This window comes from Paenibacillus polysaccharolyticus, from assembly GCF_900102085.1.
GTDB classification, from domain to species: Bacteria; Bacillota; Bacilli; order Paenibacillales; family Paenibacillaceae; genus Paenibacillus; species Paenibacillus polysaccharolyticus.
This window is the reverse complement of the sequence record NZ_FMVM01000009.1, coordinates 14,082-37,370: the sequence shown is the minus strand read 5'-3', so window position 1 is coordinate 37,370 and position 23,289 is coordinate 14,082. Positions and strand designations below refer to the sequence as shown.

At 46.0% G+C, this 23,289-nt stretch carries 15 protein-coding genes; 10 read left to right on the top strand and 5 right to left on the bottom strand.

Annotated elements, in window-relative coordinates:
- Window positions 1–2,955, bottom strand: coding sequence for a Na+/H+ antiporter subunit A (locus BLQ13_RS13560; protein WP_090920599.1), 2,955 nt, complete (start codon window positions 2,953–2,955; stop codon window positions 1–3).
- 308 nt (window positions 2,956–3,263) lie between these two features.
- Here BLQ13_RS13560 and BLQ13_RS13555 point away from each other — a divergent pair, with 308 nt between their 5' ends.
- Both BLQ13_RS13555 and BLQ13_RS13550 read left to right on the top strand, forming a co-directional pair.
- The gene (locus BLQ13_RS13555; protein WP_090920596.1) at window positions 3,264–4,904 is read left to right on the top strand and encodes a sensor domain-containing diguanylate cyclase; all 1,641 of its coding nucleotides are present in this window, start codon (window positions 3,264–3,266) and stop codon (window positions 4,902–4,904) included.
- 90 nt (window positions 4,905–4,994) lie between these two features.
- On the top strand, window positions 4,995–5,519 hold the full coding sequence (locus BLQ13_RS13550) for a hypothetical protein (RefSeq protein WP_090920593.1): 525 nt from the start codon (window positions 4,995–4,997) through the stop codon (window positions 5,517–5,519).
- Between the two features lie 121 nt (window positions 5,520–5,640).
- Here the strand turns inward: BLQ13_RS13550 and BLQ13_RS13545 are convergent, their stop codons facing one another.
- Entirely contained in the window at window positions 5,641–6,759 is a 1,119-nt protein-coding gene (locus BLQ13_RS13545; protein WP_090920590.1) for a GGDEF domain-containing protein, read from the bottom strand.
- A 232-nt stretch (window positions 6,760–6,991) separates the two neighbouring features.
- Here BLQ13_RS13545 and BLQ13_RS13540 point away from each other — a divergent pair, with 232 nt between their 5' ends.
- The 7 genes from BLQ13_RS13540 (at window position 6,992) to BLQ13_RS13510 (ending at window position 18,866) form a co-directional block, all read left to right on the top strand.
- The gene (locus BLQ13_RS13540; RefSeq protein ID WP_090921110.1) at window positions 6,992–13,705 is read left to right on the top strand and encodes a DUF7507 domain-containing protein; all 6,714 of its coding nucleotides are present in this window, start codon (window positions 6,992–6,994) and stop codon (window positions 13,703–13,705) included.
- Window positions 13,702–15,414 (top strand): DUF11 domain-containing protein, encoded by a 1,713-nt coding sequence (locus tag BLQ13_RS13535; RefSeq protein ID WP_090920587.1) that lies wholly within the window; start codon window positions 13,702–13,704, stop codon window positions 15,412–15,414. Before BLQ13_RS13540 ends, BLQ13_RS13535 begins: the two co-directional genes overlap by 4 nt.
- Before the next feature lie 161 nt (window positions 15,415–15,575).
- Window positions 15,576–15,833, top strand: coding sequence for a YolD-like family protein (locus tag BLQ13_RS13530; protein ID WP_090920584.1), 258 nt, complete (start codon window positions 15,576–15,578; stop codon window positions 15,831–15,833).
- A gap of 104 nt (window positions 15,834–15,937) precedes the next feature.
- Window positions 15,938–16,057, top strand: coding sequence for a hypothetical protein (locus BLQ13_RS13525; RefSeq protein ID WP_017688846.1), 120 nt, complete (start codon window positions 15,938–15,940; stop codon window positions 16,055–16,057).
- Window positions 16,058–16,222: 165 nt separating this feature from the next.
- The gene (locus BLQ13_RS13520) at window positions 16,223–16,726 is read left to right on the top strand and encodes a ferritin (RefSeq protein WP_090920581.1); all 504 of its coding nucleotides are present in this window, start codon (window positions 16,223–16,225) and stop codon (window positions 16,724–16,726) included.
- Window positions 16,727–17,173: 447 nt separating this feature from the next.
- Window positions 17,174–17,917, top strand: a complete 744-nt coding sequence (locus tag BLQ13_RS13515) for a polysaccharide deacetylase family protein (protein WP_090920578.1) — start codon at window positions 17,174–17,176, stop codon at window positions 17,915–17,917.
- A 64-nt stretch (window positions 17,918–17,981) separates the two neighbouring features.
- Window positions 17,982–18,866 (top strand): hypothetical protein, encoded by an 885-nt coding sequence (locus tag BLQ13_RS13510; protein WP_090920576.1) that lies wholly within the window; start codon window positions 17,982–17,984, stop codon window positions 18,864–18,866.
- A gap of 173 nt (window positions 18,867–19,039) precedes the next feature.
- Here BLQ13_RS13510 and BLQ13_RS13505 read toward each other — a convergent pair whose 3' ends face one another.
- The 3 genes from BLQ13_RS13505 to desA form a co-directional block, all read right to left on the bottom strand.
- Complete coding sequence (locus BLQ13_RS13505; protein ID WP_090920573.1) at window positions 19,040–19,639, bottom strand: response regulator transcription factor; 600 nt, start codon at window positions 19,637–19,639, stop codon at window positions 19,040–19,042.
- Complete coding sequence (locus tag BLQ13_RS13500) at window positions 19,636–20,784, bottom strand: sensor histidine kinase (protein ID WP_090921108.1); 1,149 nt, start codon at window positions 20,782–20,784, stop codon at window positions 19,636–19,638. Before BLQ13_RS13500 ends, BLQ13_RS13505 begins: the two co-directional genes overlap by 4 nt.
- A 92-nt stretch (window positions 20,785–20,876) precedes the next feature.
- Window positions 20,877–21,935 (bottom strand): Delta(5) desaturase DesA, encoded by a 1,059-nt coding sequence (gene desA, locus BLQ13_RS13495; protein WP_090920571.1) that lies wholly within the window; start codon window positions 21,933–21,935, stop codon window positions 20,877–20,879.
- Between the two features lie 422 nt (window positions 21,936–22,357).
- Here desA and BLQ13_RS13490 point away from each other — a divergent pair, with 422 nt between their 5' ends.
- On the top strand, window positions 22,358–23,197 hold the full coding sequence (locus tag BLQ13_RS13490) for a YitT family protein (RefSeq protein ID WP_090920568.1): 840 nt from the start codon (window positions 22,358–22,360) through the stop codon (window positions 23,195–23,197).
- Window positions 23,198–23,289: the final 92 nt, after the last annotated feature.

The following is a 23,289-nucleotide window of genomic DNA, read 5'->3' as shown; positions in this document are numbered from 1 at the left end:
TCAACGATCCTCCCCGATCTGTAAAATGATAGTCATGGTGACGCCGAGCACAGCGAGGTATACGCCTAGGTCAAACAGCATGGCTGTAGCAAGCTCTGTTTCGCCCAGCAGGGGCAGTTCGAAATATCCGAATGTCTGGCTGAGAAATGGGACACCGAACAGGAATGAACCTGCACCAGTAAGCAAAGCTATGGCTAAACCAATGGCTGTCAAACTTCGAAAATCGATGGGCAGCGCTTTGCGTATCGTATCCGTACTGAAGGCCAGAGCGATCAGTACGAGGGCTGCAGCTGTGACGAGTCCACCGATGAAACCACCGCCAGGATTATGATGCCCGGCAAAGAACAGATGCATGGAGAAGGTTAAAATGATAAACACAACCACTTTCGTTGTGGTTTGCAACAAAACATCATTACTTTGCAAAGGAACCGTGTCCCAGGACAATGTACTACGCTCGCGGTTTCCGTATTTTTTGGTGTTGTCCGCTTCATCGTCAAGTTCGGGTTCTTCGTCCTTTTTCTCCTCATTTTTACGGAATTTCAAACGGGCTCCAAGATCCTTCGCTTCGAGATTCAGGTTGATCATGGAGTAGATGGACAATGAGGCTACGCCAAGAACCATAATTTCAAGTAATGTATCATAACCGCGGAAATCCACCAGCAATACGTTTACGACATTTTTACCACCCGCGGAACTGTAAGCTTCCTGAAGAAAGAAAGCCGAGATGCTATCCAAGGATACTGTGCCGCTTGCAGCGAGTGCGACGAATGTCATCACAACGCCAACGGAAACAGCTACAATGGCATTCACCGTGAGATAGCGGGAGCTGGACTTGCCGCGTTGTAACTCGGGCAGATGGTAGAAGCAGAGCAGGAACAATGCGACGGAGACCGTCTCTACAATCATCTGCGTCAGCGCAAGATCGGGTGCCCGGAACAAGACAAACAGCAGTGTAACCAGGTAGCCGACAGCTCCGGTCATAATGACAGCAGATAATCGGTTTTTCGCAAAAGGAATGGAAATGGCGGCTGCAATCAGCGTGACCAGCAACACGACTTCATAGAATGAGTAGGGTGCATTATCCTGCACATGCCAGGTAATATTTTCACCAGACCGGAAGAAGGCGTAAACGAGTAGCGCAACGGTAAATGATAATATATAAACCAGATAATTGCGGACGGAGCCGTTCATATAAGCTTCTGTCCACTTCTGTGCATAGTGCTGTACATTGTCTAGAACAACATGATACATATTGTTAATCGTTAATCCCTGTGGATAATGCTCATAAATATTCCTCCATCGTGGCAGTAACTTGTATAACATGACCCCCAGCACAATAACGCCGATAGTCATGAACAATTCGGGAGTCCAGCCATGCCATAAGGAGAAATGTACATCAAAGCGTTCATCCCCATTCAGAAGGGAAGGGAGAACGGCAGCCATTGCCGGTTCGATCAATGACCCGGACAGTAGATCCGGAAAGAGTCCAAAACCGATGACCAGCGCGCCTAGAACGATCGGTGGGATGAGCAAGCCGATAGGCGCTTCATGTAATTTCTCGACAGGTAACTCACTTCGGCTACGACCGAGGAATGTTTTGAACACAAAAATCAGGGCATAGATCAATGTGAAAACGCTGGCAAGCCACGCGATGACAGGTAGGAGAATACTCCAGGAGCCCATTCCAAAGATACGAAGATCTGTAATCTGTACCATCGCTTGAAAGAACAATTCCTTACTAAGGAATCCGTTAAAGGGCGGAATACCTGCCATAGCTAGTGAACCGATCAGCGCCAGGCTGAATGTGACAGGCATGAATGCTGCCAGTCCGCCAAGCTTGCGAATATCTCGTGTACCTGTCTCATGATCGACAATGCCGGCGACCATAAACAAAGCAGCTTTGAAGGTACCGTGGTTGAATAAATGGAGCAGTGCAGCAGTGATCGCTACGGTGTACATGGCAGAGGACTCGCCATATCCGAAATAGAGAGCAGCAGATCCGATCCCGAAGAGGGACATGATCAGACCGAGTTGTGAAATGGTGGAATACGCAAGAATGGCCTTGAGATCGTTTTTCTTCACGGCTAAAAATGATCCGTAACCCAGTGTGAGCAGTCCGACGCCAGTTACAAGCCAGAACCAGAGTCCCTGTCCACCGAAGATGGGTGTGAAGCGGGCAACAACATACAGCCCGGCTTTGACCATGGTAGCGGAGTGCAGATACGCACTGACTGGAGTTGGAGCTTCCATGGCGTCAGGCAGCCAGATGTGGAACGGGAATTGTGCCGATTTGGTGAACGCCCCAATCAGAATAAGAACGAGAGCCGGCAAGAATAGTGGGCTGTCCTGAATATGCCCCCACTCGGTAATGGTTGCACGGATACTGAACGTACCTGTCATCAGGTACATCAACATGAATCCGGCAAGCATGGCGAATCCGCCAAAAACCGTAATCAGGAACGATTTTTGTGCACCCGATGTGGAAGCTTTACGCTTGTAATGAAAGGCAATTAACAAAAATGACGTAATGCTGGTGAGTTCCCAAAATCCATACAGCACGATCATATTATCAGATAATACGACACCAAGCATGGCGCCCATAAACATTAACAAGTAGAGATAGAACCGGTTTAAAGCCTCTGTTTTGCTCATATAAAAGATGGAATAAAAGACAACAAGCACGCCTATTCCGCTGATCAGCAACGTTAACAGTAGACTTAGTCCGTCCAAATATAGATTAAATCCGATGTCCAGGGACGGAATCCAGGGAATCTGTCCGGATACCGGGTGACGCTGGGACACGGCAGAAATCTGGCTTGCAAAATAGACAAATAACGATGCCGGTACGACGAGTACCAGCCATCCCAGATGAATTTTACTGAATATTCTGTGCATCAGTGCGAGTACGATGCCAGCTACAAAAGGCAAAATAACAGCAATGTGAAGCAGGCTCAAATAATTACACCCCCAATGTTTTTTTCTCGTCATTCTCTCTGTGACATACAGGCGCAATCCTTTAAGGATATGCTTGCTCTCTCTATTCATAACCCAAGTTTGTATATACAGAATCGTGACTATTCTTTGAATGGAAGAAACTCGGTCGTGATTTCGGGTGAATTTTGTATGGGTGCATATATTAAAAATGCAAACTAAAATACCGATATAATTCAAAATAAGTGAGAGCTATTTCTTATCATTTTGCAGCGCAGAGCTGTGGATGATTGAGATTGTAAGAGCGGTTCACCGTATGTGCAGGAGGAATTATGTCATTTAAACTTAGAACGGTGCTCACCGTCATTTTCGCTGTGTTATCTCTGTTTGTTATCTTAACCATTGGTTATGTTTTCAGCCAAAAATCATTTGATGCGGTGGAAACCGAAATCGGGCACTCTTTGGAAAGCACGGCTCTACAGACCGTGGACAAGCTGGATCGTTTCATGTACTCTCGTTCTGGTGAAATGAATCTTTTGGGCAACATGGCATCTATGAATGATGAATTTAATCACAAGGATATTCAAATGCTGTTGGATCAGCTGCAAAATAGTTTCCCCTCTTTTTCATGGGTTGGATTCATGGATCCAAAAGGAAAAGTGCTAGCCGCTACAGACGGAATACTTTTAGGCGAAGATTTATCGGAGCGGCCTGTGTACCAGGAAGGAATCAAGGGTAAATTTATTGGAGACGTACATAATGCGGTGCTGCTCGCCAAACTATTGCCTAATCCATCGGGAGAGCCATTGCAATTTGTAGATATCAGCTTCCCGCTTAAGGATAGTGATGGACAGATTCATGGTGTATTAGCAGCACATCTCAGTTGGGCGTGGGCCAAAGAAGTCGAGGCTTCCGTACTCGTTCCCTTACAACGTGAGGAGAAAGATATTGAATTCTTTATCGTTAGCAAAAAAGAGCACACTGTGCTTCTCGGCCCCAAAGAGTGGGTAGGTAAACCACTTGCACTAGAAGAGATTGAAAATCATCAGAACAGTAAAAGCAGCTGGTCCACTGAAAAGTGGCCGGATGGCAAGGAATATGTTACCGGTTTAGCCTATAGCCAGGGATATAAAGATTATCCGGGACTGGGTTGGACCATTATCATCCGTCAGGGTAAATCTGCAGCTTTTTCCTCCGTTGTTGATCTGATGTGGTTTAACATCGGTGCGGGCATCGTTGTGATGCTTTTGTTTGCGCCGATTGGGTGGCTTCTCTCCAGACTCATCTCGGCTCCACTGGTTCGATTAACCCGTGTTGCAGATCGTCTTGGTGCAGGAGAAAATATTGACATCCCCGAGACCAAAGGGCTGAAGGAAATTGAGGCATTGTCACGGTCACTACGAAACATGGTTTCTTCGATCATGAATAAAGACTCGGAACTGGTTGTGATGCAGAATCTTGCACATTATGATCAGCTGACCGGATTGAAGAACCGCACAGCCCTAGAGACGTATCTTGAGGAAACTCTGGAGATGGAGAGCGAGGATCATACGTTAACTTTTCTCTATCTGGATCTGGACGGTTTCAAAAGTGTGAACGATTCGCTGGGACATCAGACGGGGGATGTTTTACTGCAAAAAGTTGCTCAGCGACTTACAGCCCTAAGTCATGAGGATGGTATAACGGTTCGGCTTGGCGGTGATGAATTCCTGATTGTACTTCGCTCAGCCTTGGATGATCCGCGGCAGGAAGCGATGGAGTATGCGCAAGATATTATTCAAACTCTGAACAAACCATTCATTATTGAGTATGAGCGAGTTCATATTGGATGCAGTATTGGAGGAGCGGAGTATCCGACGAATAGTAACAATCCGAGTGAGATTATTCGAATGGCAGACGAGGCACTATATAGATCCAAACGTGCGGGCAAGAACAGAGTCACATTTTATTTCGAGTTGGAAAACGAGGATTAGCATATAATAGTACTATGAAGTGGGGAGTCACTTGAGCATTAAGGCAGGTGTGCATGGACAGTGAGGTAATTGAGAAGGGAGGTGGGGCGCTTGTCTGGAAAATATGCAAACGTACCCTTTGGCTATGAGCCTGTTCAGCCTAGTCGCAAGGGCACGTTGATCTTCTACGACTCGTTCGAGAACGTAACGAACGAACAGCTTGAGCGTGCAGCAACGATTATGAATGCGAGAGCTTTCAAGCAGCTAGTGCTTTACCCATTACATGAAAGCACGGTAAAACGAATGAGCCGAGACGCGGTACAATCCTTTTACAAGAGAGAGGATCGTCTTCACGAATGGCGGCGTGATCACGCATCTGCACCAATCCGGGTGGAAGGACTAGAGGGGAAGCGCAAAAAGTATACCCCGATTGATACAGCCTTAAGACATATTCAAGCGGAATACCCGTCACCTCTTTTTCTGTATATGACTTTAGAAATGGCTAATCAATGGGCATCCTTTGACTCCTTTACCGATTGGATCAAGGAACTTCGCCTCATTATTGACGGTCAGTCTGACGAGGTCCATCCAAGGCTGGAGCAATATCGCCATCGCTGGGAGTGGGCAACAGAATAAAGAAAGAACCACAGTTCAAAAAAACAGGCAGATTCGTATGAAAACAAAAAAAGTTGTGTGGTGATCCGTTTGACCGGGTGTACACCACACAACTTTTTTCAATTTACTTTCTCATTAATCATCATGCTGGAACTAGTGAGGTTACGGTTTTATTTTTACCAGTACGTTTGGCAGCATACAGGCAAGCATCCACATCTTCAAACAACTTATCTTTACTCAAATCAAGGTTGTATCCTTTGAGGCCGATACTTACGGTGATGGAAGCACCCCCAAGTTCCAGATGGCCCATTAATGAAATTTTTTGCCGGATAAGTTCAACCAGATCATAAGCTTGTTCAAAGGATTGTTCGAACATTAACAAAGCGAATTCTTCACCGCCATACCGCGCAGCAATGTCACTAGCCGTGATGCTCTCCTGAATGATCAAGGACACCTTTTCCAAAATGATGTCGCCCACACGATGACCATACGTATCATTGATCACTTTAAAATCATCAATATCGATCAGCGCCAAATGCAGACTCATCCCGAGATTGGCGTACTCAAATGCCTTCTCATAATAATCTTTGAACGAGCTCTGATTATAAAGATTCGTTAACCCGTCTGTTTTAGACTGTTTTGCAATGATGGCATTTCTGACGATAAGGTCTTCCTTGGCGTTCATGCTTGTCTGCAAATCGTCCAGTACTTCGATGCCGGTAGTCACAATGATTTGTGCCACATAGGTGGCCAGGATCAGAAATATCGGAATGGAAACCATGTCAAAGGAGCTAAGATATGCACGATACACCGGGTCAAGTAGTAGAAGACCATATCCTGCCACTTGTAATGAAAAAATGAACCAAACGCGTTTGCTGTCATAAAACAACACAGAGGCAAAGATCGGTAAAAGACATATGGCTGGCATAATTCGAATGTCGTAATTAACATGAATAATGGTCCAGGCAATTACTGTACTGGTTATGGACATTGTAGTGAACGAACAGGAAGGAAATTTTCGATCCATATAACTGGTGAGCAAAATACAAAAAACAGCTAAAACTGTGGGCCAAAATAAAACGTTTACGATGAAATCCAGGGGGGCGCGATCATATTTCAAAAAAAGATAACAACCAATCTGAACTAAAAAATGTACAATAACAACGACCCAATAAGCATGAAGCATTTTACGTAACCATTTGGAATGCTTGATCTCATACTCTCTTGGAATATGTCTGCTATGTTCTGCTGAACTGTTCATAAATCACCGCTGACTGCATCAAAATGATACGACAGATTGCTCTCGTATAAGTAGATTATAAGATAGAATCGGCAAAACGCAAGGGATAAAATTTTAAACATGATAATAAACCTTACATAATAATCCAATGAATATCCAAACTTTCGGAAGTGGACATACAAATTCCCTGACTTTGCATCATAGACTGATAACAGGCTCTGTTGCAGAATTCCCATTTTCCGCTGAAGGGGAGGTGAAATCCATTCCTCTTGTCGTTCGTTCAACTGTCAACGCTACAGGTGCAATTACGTTCACGGGCAATACACTTGGACTAAGCCGTTCTGACACGGCAGGAGTGCCAGGGACGCAAGACAGTATCGGAGGATTTACAACGATTAATACGGCTTCCACTTATGGAACGTACCCGGCAGGTACAACCAGTCTGTACCAAAGCAACAGTTCAGCAGCGATTCTGGTTCTGCCTGCGGGAAGTACTGTTCTTTATGCGGAGTTGATCTGGGGCGGAAGTTATATTAACGGGACGGTTAACCTCAGTTCGGCAATCAATAACCCGGTTACGTTTACTACCCCTGCGGGCACAACCAGTGTTACGCCTGATCCGGCCACATATAATCAGTTTGACCTTGGCAACAACGCAGCGGGGTATGTCCGATCGGCTAACGTTACCACCCTTGTACAAAATGGGGGAGCAGGTACATATGTCACCGGGGGAGTCGTAGGAACGATTGTGATTACCAATGATGCTACAGCGAATCATGCAGGCTGGACGCTGGGCGTTATTTATCAAAATGGAAATCTACCTTTTCGTAACATGTCTTTACGTGCGGGAGGAGTACTGGTTCAAGCGAGTTCGGCACCGGTTGTTACGACGCTTACAGGCTTTGCAACACCCATCTCAGGAGCTTTGGGGGGCAGAGCGCTGTTCAGTGCGCAGGAGGGGGATGCGAACCGCACAGGAGATCAGGCGTTATTTGGAGCGACATCCGCAACTTCAGTCGCCTTGTCCGGGCCCAACAATCTAGCGGCCAATTTTTTTGCGTCACAGATTAATGGAGATACAGGTGCCCTGAATACGACAGGTACCTTTGGAACTCGCAACCAGATCAATGGAGCACCCGGAACCAATATCGTCGGGGGACGTCAGGGCTGGGATATTACCAATGTGGATGTGTCAGCAAGGCTGATTAACAATCAGTCTTCAGCAGTATTGACACTTACCACATCTGGCGATGCGTACATCGTGAATGGTAACGCCATTCAGGTCGATATTAACGCACCACGGATTACGGTGGCGAAGTCATTTACAGCAACGGGCGCAGTTGCCGGAGATACAGTCACGTATACAGCGACCATTACGAATGGTGGCTCAGCTAGTGCAGCCAGTGTGGTTCTGTCGGATACGCTACCTGCCGGTTTAACATTTGTACCTGGAAGCATTACGGTAGGCGGGGTGTCCAGGCCAACACTGGATGTGACATCAGGTATACCTTTAGGCTCTTTGGCGCTCAATAGCAGTGTTGTCGTCACTTACCGAGCTCAGATTACAAACGATACAAGTATATTACAACTCGTCAATTCCGCGAATGCCGCATTTACTTTTCAAAGTGTTGCTGGTGGTCCGGTAATTAGTGGGGTTATTCCTTCTAATAATTCAACACTTCCTGTATATTCACCGAATCTCTCTATCGTAAAATCAGCGAATACCACGAATGCAACGGTAGGCGATCAGGTGACCTATACGCTTCAGGTGACGAATGGAGGAAATGTAGGAGCAAGTGTGACGATTGCTGATAATATCCCAGCTGGCAGTTCCTATGTAGCTGGTAGTTTCCGTGTCAATGGAACGGTGGTGGCAGGAGCCAATCCTGCTGCGGGTGTCAATTTGGGTACACTGGCAGCAGGGAGTGTGACAACCATTACGTTTCAAGTGCTGGTAACCAACCTGCCAACACCGCCCACATTGGTTGATCAGGCGACTGCTTCGTATTCGTTTAACTCACCAGACGGAAGAACCATCACGGGCTCAGCGGCATCAAACACACTAACCATCCCGGTAACTCTGCCGAATGTGACGGTTCTCAAAACAGCAACGGTTACGGATGTTGCTGTCGGAGAGACCTTCACGTATTCAGTGGTCACGACCAACGGGGGCATACAGCCAATCACGAATGCAATATTGTCAGATAGTCTTCCAACAGGGCTGAACTTTGTCCCTGGAAGTGTCACGGTTCGGGGTACAAGTGTGCCGTCAGCTAACCCCGCCAGCGGAATCGCTCTGGGAACATTAAATGCAGGGACCTCCGCAACGGTGACTTTTCAAGTAAGTGTGCAGTCTGTACCAACAGGAGGATCACTTCTTAACCGGGCCTCTGTGTCTTACAGTTCAGGAGCATTTACAGGCATATCCAATTCCAACTCAATAACCACACCTGTATATCAGCCTGTGATTAACATTGTGAAATCGGCAAGTCAGACCAATGCAACACAGGGAGATCAGCTTGCTTATACACTCGTTGTCAGCAATACAGGGAATATTGCGGCTCAAGTCAATGTGACAGATACGATTCCGGCGGGCCTTACATTTGTGCCGGATTCAGTAACGGTTAACGGCACAGCTAGACCAGGAACAAGTCCACTGACGGGGATTACACTGGGAAGTATTTTGCCTGGAGGAAGCGCAACTGTAATATTCCGAGCCACATTAACTACTATTCCTTCTCCACCTGTATTAGAAAATCAGGGGTTCTCCACTTACACCTATCAGCTTCCAAGTGGCCGAAATCTATCTGGCAGCTCCAGTTCCAATATCGTCCGTATCCCTGCTTCAGCACCTAATATTAGCTTGTCGAAAACAGTAAACACCACAGATGGCACAGTTGGAGATGCTCTCACATACAGGGTTGTTATCACAAACGCTGGTGGGGGTGCTGTACAAAATCTGGTGCTCTCCGACATACCTTCAGCCGGCTCCGAATTCATAGCGGGAACGGTTACAGTGAACGGGGTGGTGCAAAGTAATGCCAGTCCTGTCGCAGGTATCGCCTTGGGGACTTTGAGTAATTCCGCTAGTATCACAGTGACGTATCAGACTAGAATTACTGCTATTCCCTCATCAGGTGTCGTGAGTAACAGGGCAAGTGCCGCCTTTACTTCAGGCAGCTTTAATGGTGTGTCTTCATCAGTAACCGTGAACACCCCCGTCTATCAACCGGTCATTCAAGTGCTGAAGTCAGCAAGTACGTCAAGTCTGACGGTGGGAGACACATTCAACTACAATGTTCAAATTACCAATACCGGCAATATTCCTGCAGTCGTTACCCTGACCGATCCTGTTCCTGCTGGGGCCATATTTGTGACAAACAGTGTTTTGATTAATGGAAACCCGGCTCCAGGTGTGAGTCCGAATACAGGAATCAGTCTGGGAACACTGGCTGCCGGAGCGTCCGTGACGCTGTCTTTTCTGTCAACCGTCACAAGTCTGCCTGATCCAAGACAGTTAATTAACCAGGCAGTTGCCTCATATAACTATACACTGCCGAGCGGAAGAGTTATTGCAGGCTTTGTTCCATCCAATACGGTTACGATCCCGGTGTCCTTGCCGAACGTCAGCATTGTTAAAACGGATAATGCTGATTATGCGGTGTCTGGAGATGTGATCCGTTATACTTCTGTGATTCGAAATAATGGAACCACCGCTGTGAATAACGTCATTTTTATCGATCCGCTGCCTTCGAACACCCCATTTATATCCGGAAGTGTCCTGGTGAACGGCGCTGCTTCACCGCTCTCCAATCCGACCGCCGGCATCCCAATCGGTACTTTGGCCCCGGGAGCTGAAGTTACCGTAACTTTTGAGGTGAGGATAACTATGCCGATCCCTTCCCAGATTAACAATCAGTCGACGGTCAGCTTTACTTCCGGCTCTTTCTCGGGTTCATCATCTTCCAATACAACACAGACCCCTGTCATACAGCCGCAAATTGCACTAGTCAAAACGGCAAACACCATCAATGCTACCGTGGGAGATACTGTTGTTTATACGATAACGGTGAGCAATACCGGAAATCTGCAAGCCAATGTTACCGTAACGGATACGATCCCGGCAGCGACAACCCTTGTGCCTAATAGTGTTGTTGTCTCGGGTGTACCACAGCCGGGAGTTACGCCAGGCGCTGGCATTCCGGTAGGTATTGTAGCGGCAGGGGCAACAGCCATTGTAACGTTTGCGGTTGTTGTGGATTCTTTGCCATCTCCGCAACAACTTAGCAATTTTGCTTCATCGACGTTTACATTTACGCCGCCTGACGGGCGAACGTTGACAGGAACAGCAACGTCCAACACACTTACTTTTCCGGTTTCATCGCCTAATGTAAGTGTAGTTAAAAGCACGGTATCTACAGCTGCAACCGTAGGTGACACTATTGTTTATTCCGTATTGGTGACTAATAGCGGTATTGCGCCTGTGAACAGTGTGCAGTTCTCAGACCCGATTCCGTCAGGGGCTTCATTTGTTCCAGGCACTGTAACGATAAATGGTGTGGCACAACCCGCAGCAAGTCCGTCAGGAGGAATACCGCTAGGTACCCTTGCTCCAGGCGGAACGGCAACCGTTACATTTAGCGTCATTGTTAACGGAATTCCTACGAATAATCAGTTGAGTAATCGGTCAACGGTTACGTTCACTTCCGGAACATTCTCGGGTACAACGTTCTCGAATACCGTCTTAACTCCGGTATTCCAGCCCGTATTAGTCGCTCAGAAAACAGCCAGTACTCAGAATGCCACCGTAGGTGATACGGTCAGTTATACGATTAGTGTGAATAATCAGGGGAATTATGGAGCGCAGATTAACCTGACCGATAATTTGCCTGCAGGCACAGTGCTTGTGCCGAACAGTGTTATCGTCAATGGTCAGCCACTGCCAGCTGCCAGTCCGACAACGGGTATTTCTGCCGGGACGGTTGCAGCCGGAGCGACAACGACGATTACTTTTTCGGTTGTCATAGATACACTTCCAAGCCCGCAACAACTTGTGAATCAGGCTTCAGTTGCTTTATCGTTCACCTTGCCAGATGGGAGAACTATCAACAGATCCGTACTGTCTAATGTACTGACAATCCCGGTGTCGGCTCCTGACGTAAATGTTGTTAAATCTACCACGTCCACAGCCGCTTCTGTGGGTGATATCGTAACCTACAGCATTGCAGTGACCAACAATGGAATCGCCAATGTCAGCAATGTCATATTTACCGATGCTTTGCCTGCAAGTACAGTACTCGCGCCTAGCGGTGTCTTTGTGGATGGGGTGCTTCGTCCTAATGCAAATCCTTCCACAGGCATTACTTTGGGTTCCATTGCACCTGGAGCTACCGTAACCGTTGTATTTAGTGTAAGTGTGACGAGTCTGCCTTCACCAGCAGTATTGAACAATCAATCAACGGTAAGTTTTACCTCAGGAGCATTCTCTGCGACTACGTTCTCCAATACAGTATCGACCCCGGTATACCAGCCTATTTTGGCTGCAGTCAAAACAGGGGATCAAGCTATTGCCACGGTGGGGGATACAGTAATCTATAGCATTGCTGTCACAAATACCGGAAACTATGGTGCTTCTGTGACACTGACGGATACGATTCCTGCCGGTACAGAGTTTGTGCCGAACAGTGTCGTAATTAATGGGGCATCGGCGCCTGGCGCTGACCCTGCTTCTGGAATTTCACTTGGTGTGGTATCCACCACGACCATCGTTACTTTTTCAATCGTCATCACAACGCTACCCGTAAGCCAGTCCATTACAAATCAGGCGTCAGCAACCTTTACGTACACGCTACCGGATGGAAGAACACTTGGGGGAAGCATTACTTCGAACGCTCTGATCATTCAGGTCTCTGCACCGAATGTCACTGTTGTGAAAACAACAACTTCTACAGATGCCGTCGTAGGCGACACCATTGTTTATGAGATGGTTGTGACCAACAGTGGTATAGACCCAGTCAATAATATCGTCCTGACAGACCCGATTGATCCGGCGACCACTTTTGTTACGGGAAGTGTACTGGTTAACGGCATACCTCGGGCTTTGGCAAACCCGGCACTTGGCATTGCACTCGGTACGCTGGCTCCGGGAGAGTCGGTTGCGGTATCCTACGCGGTCCGTGTTAACTCACTTCCGACACCGCCGCAAGTCAGCAGCCAGTCTTCCGTAAGTTTTACATCAGGTGTGTTCTCCGGAGCAGCGTATTCCAATACGATTGTTACTCCGATCTATCAGCCCATTATTGCCGTTTCCAAAACAGCAAGCACATCCAACGCTACGGTTGGTGACGACATCGTGTATTCATTTACAATTAACAACAGCGGTAACCTTGTTGCCAATCTTACATTAACAGATAACATTCCAACCGGTGCGGTGCTTCTCCCGAACAGCGTTCTGATCGATGGTGTTCCGCAGCCGGGGGCTAATCCCGAAACGGGTATCGTCGTAGGCAATATTCCTCCTGGTGGCTCTGTAAATGTTACGGTCACCCTGGGCGTAACAGTCGATTCGTTGCCTCAAAATCAGCAACTCCGCAACCAAGCAGTCGCAAACTATACGTTTAGTCCGCCAGACGGTCGCGTACTATCGGGAACGGTATCATCCAATGTACTTATCATTCCTGTATCAGCTCCAAATGTAGTTGTTGCCAAGAGCACTAGTGCGATTGATGCTGTCGTTGGTGATGTAATCACCTATACGGTAGTTGTGACCAATAGTGGCATCGAAACGGTGAACAACGTGGTCATGGTCGACCCGGTACCTGTCGGTACTGTATTTGTGCCGGGGAGCGTTGTCGTGAACGGTGTGGCGAGACCGACGGGTAATCCGAATACGGGTATAACTTTAGGTTCCATTGCTGCTGGAGCTTCTACTACAGTTACATTCAATGTAGAGGTTGTGGTGATATGAGCGAAATTCCAGGTACGTTGTCCCACTGGTTAAAGAATCAGTCCCTGGTTCGATTCAGCTCGGGTACGACTGAACTGGAACAGGTGGCTTATTCCAACACCGTTGTGACACCATGGATCGGCCCCAGGATCAAGGTAAGCAAACAATGCAATGTAACGACAGCAGCCTTGGGCCAATCTCTGACTTATCAGATTGAGATTGTAAACACCGGAAACCGCACGGCAATTGTCCGTGTGGTAGACCCGATCTCTCAGGAAACCTCGCTTCTGCCGAACAGCGTGCTGAGGAATGGCATCCCGTTGCCGGGAGTCTCTCCCGCGCAGGGATTACCTCCCTCAGAAATAGCACCTGGTGCAGTGCTGACCTATCATTTTCAAGTCGTTATTGTGCGAGTGCCTGAGAATCTCACGCTATTGAACCAGGCGGAAGTGAAATATGAGTTTGTCACAACAGAGAGCAGAACGGTTAACGGGACGGAAAAGTCCAACGTTGTTGAAGTTCGTATCGAAACATCGCGGCTCGAAGTAAGTTTGCAAGTGGACCGAAGTAACACGTTTGCTGGAGATATCTTGATGTATACGGTGCTGGTGAGCAATCCGGGGTTTGCCGCGGCGACAGATGCCGTATTAACAGTGAGGTTACCCCAAGGTGCCATCTTTATCCCGGCAAGTGTGACGATTAACGATATGTTCGCACCACAAGTCACACCGGATGCTGGAATTGATCTTGGTGATATTGGGCCAGGAAGTGTGGTTCGGGTGCAGTATCGAGTACAGGTAACTGTAACCCAGGTGACAGGTTCGCAAGCGCCGGATCAATTATCAAGTGAAGCTGTCCTAAAATACATTACTGCGGGGAAACAAGAAGTTGTATATTCCAATGTGGTCACACTGATTATTGTTGAACCTCAAATTTCTGTTGTCAAAACGGTCTCACCTGTAATAACGACACCAGGAGATACGGCGAAATATCATATCACCGTGTCCAACCAAAGCAATTATGCGGTGGATGCCAAACTACAGGATGTTTTGCCTGCGGCGCTGGTCTTTGTTGAAGGTAGTCTCAGCTGGAACGGAGTCAAACGTCCAGGTTCGAACCCCAATACAGGGATAAACCTGGGCACATTAACTGCCCGCTCCGAGCTACATATTCAATTTGAGGCTCAGGTGGAAAACAAAGTGGCTGGGGCAGTGACTTCCACGCAACACAGTTATGTGAATCGCGCCGTATTACTATACACATTCCGCTTGCCGGATTCTCGTACAGTTCAACGCAGACTTATCTCAAATGAAGCTGTTCTGGAGGTCAGATTGCCTGTTATTCAGGTTCATGTGGAGGTATTTCCCCCTATTGTTGAGCAGGGAGGCACGGTCACTTTCAACGTAAGTGTCAGTAATACGGGTTCGTTGCCTGCACGCGTGCAGTTGGGCAATATTCTGCCTCAGGGAGCTAAATGGGTGGGACAGGAGAGTGGTCCGATGCAGTTAAATGTCCCCGAATATTCGACTCCAAGGTATCTTCACATTGGTGAGCTCGGCGCAGGATCGGTAAAAGAATTTGCTTATCTTGTTCAACTTGCTCCTGAGCAAACGGGTATTCTGCAAGGGACCTTGACGGCCCTCTACACGTATGAGTGGAATGCACAACGACGCTCAGGAGAGACTAGATCGAACGAATATACCATACTGGTTGAAGCTCAGGATGAGTAAGAGATGATGGGAAGTGAATACAAGTTGAATATATACGAAGGAACTTACCGAAAAAAAGGTGTCATGACATTACACAAACGTAAATGAATGGTATACTAATTGAATATGCACTCGGCAAGCAACCGTGGAATCGGGACGTCGTAGTAGAGGAGGTAGCTGTTTTGGCCAAAGCAAAAGTCGCAAAAAGACCCACACGGGATGAGTTCGAACTGGAGGAATTAGGGAATCAACTTGTGGAGGCTTTTCATGAGCGCTCAGAAGTGTTATTGACCGTCTGGGGTAAGGAGGAGCAGGTGCAGGGCATTATTGTAAAAATGGATTCGCGTACACGCCTTGTACATGTTGAGCATACGGAAGAGGAATTCACGGCGAAGGTGCCTTTTATGGATATCATGCAGGTGCAGTCGCCACGGTACTGATTCAAAATGAATTCAAACGAATTTTAACAATGGGGCATTCGCCCTGTCAAAGTTTTGTTCTCTGCATAAGATAACCCATACCTGTTGCAGAGGAGGTACAATCAATGAGCGAAGTTTTAGGTGGAGAAACAAGAGGTTACGGCTATGGTGGTTTCACTTCTGTAGGCGCGATTCTCGTTCTGTTCATCCTGTTGGTAATCATCTCCAAAGCGTTCTTGGTATAATCATTTTATAAAAATGATAAAAGAAAGCTCTGCCGTCATGGCAGAGCTTTTTTATTATTATGTTCCGTGAATTCGTCCTTTGACGAATAATGTAGAAAATCGGATGCAAGCTACTTTCGTGTTGTGTTAAAATGAAAACATTCCCACAGAAAGAGGTGTTTTTTCATGAGTCAAGAACTGACTGCGTCTTTAAACGAGCAGATGAACTTCGAGTTTTACTCTGCTCATGTATACATGGCGATGGCTGCGTATTGTTCCAGCAAAAGCCTGGATGGATTCGCCAATTTTTTCCTTGTACAAGCGGAAGAAGAACGTTTCCATGGCATGAAAATTTATAAATTTCTGAATGACCGCGGACATCGTGCTACACTGGCTGCGATGCCTGAACCGAAAAACGAATACAACTCCATGCTGGATGTGTTTGAACACGGTTATGCACACGAGCAGCAAAACACGAAGAAATTTTATGCGCTGGCGGATATCGCGCTGAATGAGCGTGAACACGCAACCATGTATTTCTTGAAATGGTTCATCGATGAACAGGTTGAAGAGGAAGCTTTGTTTGATAACATCATTCAGAAGCTGCGCCGCATTGAGAATGACAGCAACGCCTTCTACATGCTGGATGCAGAGTTCAGCAAACGTTCATTTACGGCTCCTGCGGAGTAAGCAGAGCTAAACGTCAAAGCGTATATTCGTAACATTACATACCGTATAGCCTACTACTGTATCCCTAGAAGGAGTGCCAAGTCATTTTATAAAATGGTCAGTGCTCCACTCAGATTGTGGTGTATACGGAAGAAAGCTTGCATTCGTGCAAGCTTTTTTGCTGTGTTCAATCCTCCTAAATTCATTATAAGTCTATCAGAATATAAAAATAGGGTAATAAATAATATGTCAACATTGATCTATGGATACAGATGCTAGGTTGGAGATCAAATCTATCAAAATCGTTTTAATTTTTAAGTTTATCTGACAAAAGTGTAACTCATCCGTAGCCTTTGAAGCGAGAAGAATAAAAGGTGTCTCTGATACTATTAAAATTAATCGCCAAGGGATACGAGTTAAGAGGATACACACACCCGGGTAAAAACACACACAAGGGAGACTATTATTATGCTACAACTTCGTAAATCATTCGTTGCTACACTTGCTATTTTACTTCTGTTTCCGTTGTTATTGTTGCCACAGTCTGCATCGGCCACAGCGTCATCCGCCGATAAATCAAACTCTAAGGCCAGTACGAAAATTTTATATCTGACTTTTGATGATGGCCCTACAGCACATACCGATCAACTTCTCGATATTTTGGATCAATATAAAGTTAAAGCTACCTTTTTCATGCTTGGGCCTCATATGGAGCAATATCAGAAAGCAACGAAGCGTATTGTCAAAGAAGGACATGGACTTGGATTGCATGGTGTAACCCATGTGCCAAGCAAATTTTATAAAAATGCTTACAGCGGATTGAAAGAAATGCAACAAGCCAATGAAAGCTTGAATAAGGTTGCCGGTGTTAAAACGAGTCTTGTCCGCACGCCCTATGGCAGTAAACCTTATTTGAAACCTGCTTACCGTAACGTGCTTCTTGCGCAGGGAGGATTTCATCTGTGGGATTGGAATGTTGACTCACTCGACTGGAAATACAAAAAGGATCATCAGAAAGTTTACAACAATGTCATGCAGCAAGTTCACAACGTCCACAAAAATGGTACCACGCCAGTAGTACTTATGCATGATCAGGAGGCTACGTTGAAAGTACTGCCTCAAGTATTGAAAACATTGAAGGCTGAAGGATATCAATTCGAAATTTTAACCAAAAATGTGCAACCGGTGAATTTCTGGAATGACAAGCGCTGAGAACAGGTTACTTGAAACGAAAAACTAGAAACTGGGCCGGTGCAATCATTAGGAGGTATACATCATGAAAAAACAATCGATATGGATGACCATTCCGGTGACGACAGCCGTTGTGCTCGCGCTGGCTGGATGCGGAGGGCCAGACTCCAATCAGCCATCAACAAGTGGGCAACCATCTACAACAACCGGTAGTGAGCAAACGCAGTCTGGCAGCGGGAACTCCGCTTCTTCCGATGATTCTTCTGCTTCAACGGGCAAAGACAGCACAGCCAATTCAAGCACGAATGAAAGTACAACTCATTCAGAGTTATCCGATGTTGACGAAGTAGTAAAGGCTGTTCGTAATGAGTTGAAGAATCAGGATGTGTCACTTCCGACAACCTTCCCATTAGCTAAGGGTCAGTATTTGGGCGCAGCCATTACAACAAATACGATAGATGCTTCACATGTAAATTTCTATACAGGAGACAAACCAACGACTTTAAATGATCCCTCATTTACGAAGTCAAACAGTAAAACGCCTTGGTTAGCCAGTTATGAAGTGAAAACCTATGAGAATCCCGATCAAACGGACTTATTCCCTCAAACGGATGTGCAAAACATACCGAAGGATATGAGTGTGGATCTGGGACACGGTATCAAAGGTATGGTCGAAGGTGCCGCAGGGAGTCAGTATCTGACATGGCAAGAGGGCCGGTGGACATTACAGATTCGATCTGTGTCTGAGGATCAGATGAACAACCCAGGGATTGCGAAGAAAATGGTTGAGTATCTGGAGTCACATACGCTTCCTGCCCCCAAAGACAAAGGATTTGTGGACGTGCAATATGCTAGTGGCGGAAAAAGCGTGCGTGTTGCAATTTCATGGCAAGACGGCAAACGAATTCATCAGTTGAAAACAGACCAAGTTCCACTGGATGCGCTTGGCATGGTTGTGTCGGTAAAATGATGGCTTATTGCATAACGTATCTTAATGATGATCGCGAACAGTCAAACCAAAGGCAAATAAGCAAAAAAAGCTTGGCACAAGAGGAACCTTCTTGAGCCGAGCCTTTTTGGTTATTGCGTTTCTGATGCAAGGTAATGGGGACCGTTTATCGTTTGCGTCCATTACCGGCTCCTTCACTTAAACCACCCTTTTTCTTTGGAACGGGTGATCGCTTCAATGCGGTTACTTGCATTCAATTTGTTAAGAATAATCGAGATGTAATTCCGAACAGTGCCCGTTGTAATGAACAAGTGTCCGGCAATTTCCTTTGTGTTTTTTCCGTCAGCCATGAGGCCAAGTACAGCGTGTTCACGTTCGGTTAATGGATTTTCCTCTACATAAGCTTCATCGACCAGATCAGGAGCGAAGATGCGTCTGCCATTCATCACTTGACGAATCGCTTCGGCGAGCTCTTCTATAGGGCTGTCCTTAAGCAAATAACCGCGAACACCGCCTTTAAGCGCACGTTCGAAATATCCGGTTCTGGCAAACGTGGTAAGAATAATGACTTTGCAGTTCATGCCTTTGAGTTCCTCGGCAGCTTCTAACCCACTCTTAACAGGCATTTCGATATCCATTAAACAGATATCAGGCGTATGTTGTTGTACGAGCGCAAGAGCATCCTGGCCATTGCTAGCTTGTCCAACAACCTCCATGTCTTCCTCCAGATTAAGTAGCGAAGATAATGCGCCTAGCATCATGCGCTGATCTTCAGCAATGACGATTCTGATCATTCTTCTGCCTCCTTTATCGGTTTGCGTACCAGCTTGGGCACATGGATGATCAGCGATGTACCTTCGATTCCTGTACCTGACCGAATGTCCATGCAGCCGTTCACAAATTCCAGTCGTTCTTTCATGCCGAGAATGCCCGTTCCGCGTCGATCTTGCTTGCGCGTGCGCTCCATGCCTATCCCATTATCGTCTACGGTTAAGACATTGTGGGAAGGGGTTTCTTCAATTCCAATAATACACCTTGTAGCCTGACTGTGTTTGACTACATTGGTCACCGCTTCCTTTAAACACATTCCGAGCACATTTTCATTTAATTGAGAGGTGTCCTGTAGCTTGGGGTTGCCTTGTAAAATAAATTCAATGGAAGCGGCTTTCAGAATCTGCTCCGCCCGGAACATCTCATCCACAAGTTGCGTTCCGCGCATCGTTGTAACCATCTCGCGAACTTCCTTCAAAGCTGTGCTTGCTGTCTGTCTAAGTTCATTCAGTTCAATGATGGCTTGATCCGGATTTTTGCGAAGCAAGCGCTTGGCCAGATCTGTTTTGAGACCGATCAGCGAGAGCTTTTGCCCCAGTGTATCGTGCAAGTCTCGTGCAATCCGTTGACGCTCTTCCATTTTCACCAGATCGTCCAGCCGTTTGTTCGCACTTTCCAGCTGGCCTTCTAGTTGCTCTCGCTTGTTTTTATTGTACGTGCTAATCGGTAGGAGAATAGAGGCCATCAGGCTGATAAAGACAAATGGAAACTGGCTGAGCAGCATTGAGTTTTGATTGATAAAACCATAATTGACCGTAAGGAAGCTTGCACCGAGATTTACCGAGTAAAGGGTGAAAAATCCAGCTTTATTTTTAATATTGCCAATAAAAAAAGCGAGAAATAATGAGAAATAGGCATAATCATATGCAATCGTCATCGTAATGGATATGGCAATCAGTAGTCCGATCCACATGTAGACCTGCCAGCCCTTGGTAATGAAGGCCAGTAGATAACACACGAAAAATACAAGAATAATGATAATACCAGTTACCAGTGTCCACAATTGCGAATATTGAGAGATGTAGTAGAAGGGCAGAATGAAAAAAACAAGCCATACATATGGATTCAACCCTGTATTTTTATAAAATAGTTGCGACCACTTCTGAATATCATTCTCCTCCTTGAAAAAGGTGTTACTGGACTTTAGCCTGACTGTAGCATGACTGCTGTCCGAATACAAGAAAACGAATCCGACAGAGCCTAAGGCTTCTCTGTCAGACCCGCTTGATTAGTTACCCGAATAGGATTCGGAATATACTTTTTGCGTGATGCTTGTTTCAGCTCTCTGAAACTGATGAATTGTTTGTGCTCTTCATCCCACAGACGGAAGCGGAGTGCAACCAGACTGGAACGTAGTGTGATCGTTGTGGCCTTCTGCAAAGGCGGTGTTGAGTTATGTGCTTCTTCCAGATAGTAGTTCGGCACACGTGGGCTCAAGTGATGCACATGGTGGAATCCAATATTTCCGCTGATCCATTGTAGCAACTTCGGCAGCTTGTAATAGGAGCTTCCTTCTACTGCAGCTTTGACATAACTCCATTCGTCTTCGTGTTCGAAATATGTTTCTTCAAACTGGTGCTGTACGTAGAACAGCCAGATGCCAAAGAAACCGGAGAAGAAAAATACGGGTGCTTGCACCATGACAAAAGCTTGCCATCCAATCAACCAGCACATAAAGCTATACAGAGCAATGATTAGAATCGTTGTTAAATGGGTATTAATTCTTTCCTTGCGTCTTGCCGCTTTGCGGTTAAAACGATAGGCAAACAGAAACACATAGATCGGTCCAATGCCAAACATGATCACTGGGTTACGATACACACGATAGAAGAGACGCATCCAAGGTGTAGCAGCCTTATATTCATCGACGGTCATAACCCAGATGTCGCCTACACCGCGTTTATCCAGATTGCCGCTTGTCGCATGGTGGATCGAGTGCTCTGCTTTCCATTGCTGGTAGGGGGTCAGGGTTAATACGCCCGTGATGGTGCCGAGAATATCGTTAGCCCGCTTGCTTTTGAAGAATGAGCCATGACAGCAGTCATGAAAAATAATAAACGTTCGAAGCACGAATCCCGATGCCACTAATGCAATAGGGAACGTAAGCCAGTACGAGATCGATAAGCTGTAATATGCAGCTGCCCATAATACAAAGAGCGGGACTAATGTATTGATTAATTGACGAATGCTAAGTTTGAGATCATTTTTTTCAAAAGGTGTAACTTCTTTTTTTAGCGCCATTTCTTTGCCTCTACTCATACATGTTCCTCCTTATGCGTACAAACCATAGCGGTCTGTACCCTGCCGATCCCCGATAATGCTCTTTTGGGAAGCGTTTTTATAATTGTAAAAGAATGCGCGCATGACGGTAAGTCACAAACGTCAGCCTGCTGTAATGACAAATATCAAGTATGGACCATGACATTTGTCATGGTCTGTTTCCGTTTTACATGATACAGAGCGCGAAAAGATGACGTTTCCAAATTTCCTTTGCACAAATGACGCAACAATTTGTATTATGTATACAAATTTTGCGAAGAGCATGGTAGAATCTATCCTGGAGTGTATATGACAGGTTATTAGGTATAGGGTTATTTTTAGATGTATTAGTTAAGGTAAGGCGATTAATTTAGAAGATTTAGATAAGCTATTATTTTTGGATGGATTGGATGGAGCGCCGAATGAAAAGAAGAATCACGGATATTTTATTTATTATGGCTGGTGCGTTTCTGTTTGCGCTGGCGGTAAACTTGTTTGTCATCCCCAATGATCTGGCAGAGGGGGGCGTAACAGGGATCACGATCATTTTGTACTATCTCTTTCACTGGTCTCCCGGACTGATGAACCTGATTCTCAACGGTATATTACTACTCGTAGGTTATAAGTTTTTGGATCGAACCACGACAGTGTATACGATTATTGCGGTTATCTTTAACTCGCTCTTCCTGCACCTGACAGAAAGCTGGAGCATTGCATCAGATGAGCTGTGGGTTAATACCATTTTTGCAGGTGTATTTGCAGGTCTCGGGATCGGTTTAATTGTTAAAGTAGGAGGAACAACGGCAGGCACGGTCATTCTGGCACGGCTTGCGAACAAATACCTGGATTGGAATATCAGCTACGGATTGCTTTTCTTTGATCTGATCGTAGCATTCTCTTCTTACTTTATCATTGGGCCACAGGGTTTGATGTGTACGATTGTATTGCTATTCGTTGGAACGAAAACGATGGAATTTATTATTGAAGGATTGAATCCGAAAAAAGCAGTTATGATTATCTCATCGAAGCAGGATCAGATCGCGAAGCAGGTCATTGAGAAGATGGATCGTGGGGTTACGGTTCTGTCCGGCCACGGTTATTATACGAAGAATCCGAAAGAGATTTTGTATATTGTGATCAGCAAGCAAGAAGTTCCAATGCTGAAGAAAATTGTACGTGCAGAGGATGAGATTGCGTTTATCACCATTCATGACGTGCGCGACGTATTCGGGGAAGGTTTTATCGAGCTTTCGAAGTCATAATATATGATATTGTACAGGTTCAAGCGTGGATAAGGACGAAGTGGGGAAACCATTCCCATTTGGTCCTTTTTGCGTTGTGGATTTACGGAAAA

What these genes read in the sequence shown, in the direction of transcription:
- BLQ13_RS13555 (WP_090920596.1), top strand. Translation starts at nt 3,264, where the DNA reads ATGTCATTTAAACTTAGAACGGTGCTCACCGTCATTTTCGCTGTGTTA.
- BLQ13_RS13545 (WP_090920590.1), bottom strand. Translation starts at nt 6,759, where the DNA reads ATGAACAGTTCAGCAGAACATAGCAGACATATTCCAAGAGAGTATGAG.
- BLQ13_RS13535 (WP_090920587.1), top strand. Translation starts at nt 13,702, where the DNA reads ATGAGCGAAATTCCAGGTACGTTGTCCCACTGGTTAAAGAATCAGTCC.
- BLQ13_RS13525 (WP_017688846.1), top strand. Translation starts at nt 15,938, where the DNA reads ATGAGCGAAGTTTTAGGTGGAGAAACAAGAGGTTACGGCTATGGTGGT.
- BLQ13_RS13520 (WP_090920581.1), top strand. Translation starts at nt 16,223, where the DNA reads ATGAGTCAAGAACTGACTGCGTCTTTAAACGAGCAGATGAACTTCGAG.
- BLQ13_RS13515 (WP_090920578.1), top strand. Translation starts at nt 17,174, where the DNA reads ATGCTACAACTTCGTAAATCATTCGTTGCTACACTTGCTATTTTACTT.
- BLQ13_RS13510 (WP_090920576.1), top strand. Translation starts at nt 17,982, where the DNA reads ATGAAAAAACAATCGATATGGATGACCATTCCGGTGACGACAGCCGTT.
- BLQ13_RS13505 (WP_090920573.1), bottom strand. Translation starts at nt 19,639, where the DNA reads ATGATCAGAATCGTCATTGCTGAAGATCAGCGCATGATGCTAGGCGCA.
- desA (WP_090920571.1), bottom strand. Translation starts at nt 21,935, where the DNA reads ATGAGTAGAGGCAAAGAAATGGCGCTAAAAAAAGAAGTTACACCTTTT.
- BLQ13_RS13490 (WP_090920568.1), top strand. Translation starts at nt 22,358, where the DNA reads ATGAAAAGAAGAATCACGGATATTTTATTTATTATGGCTGGTGCGTTT.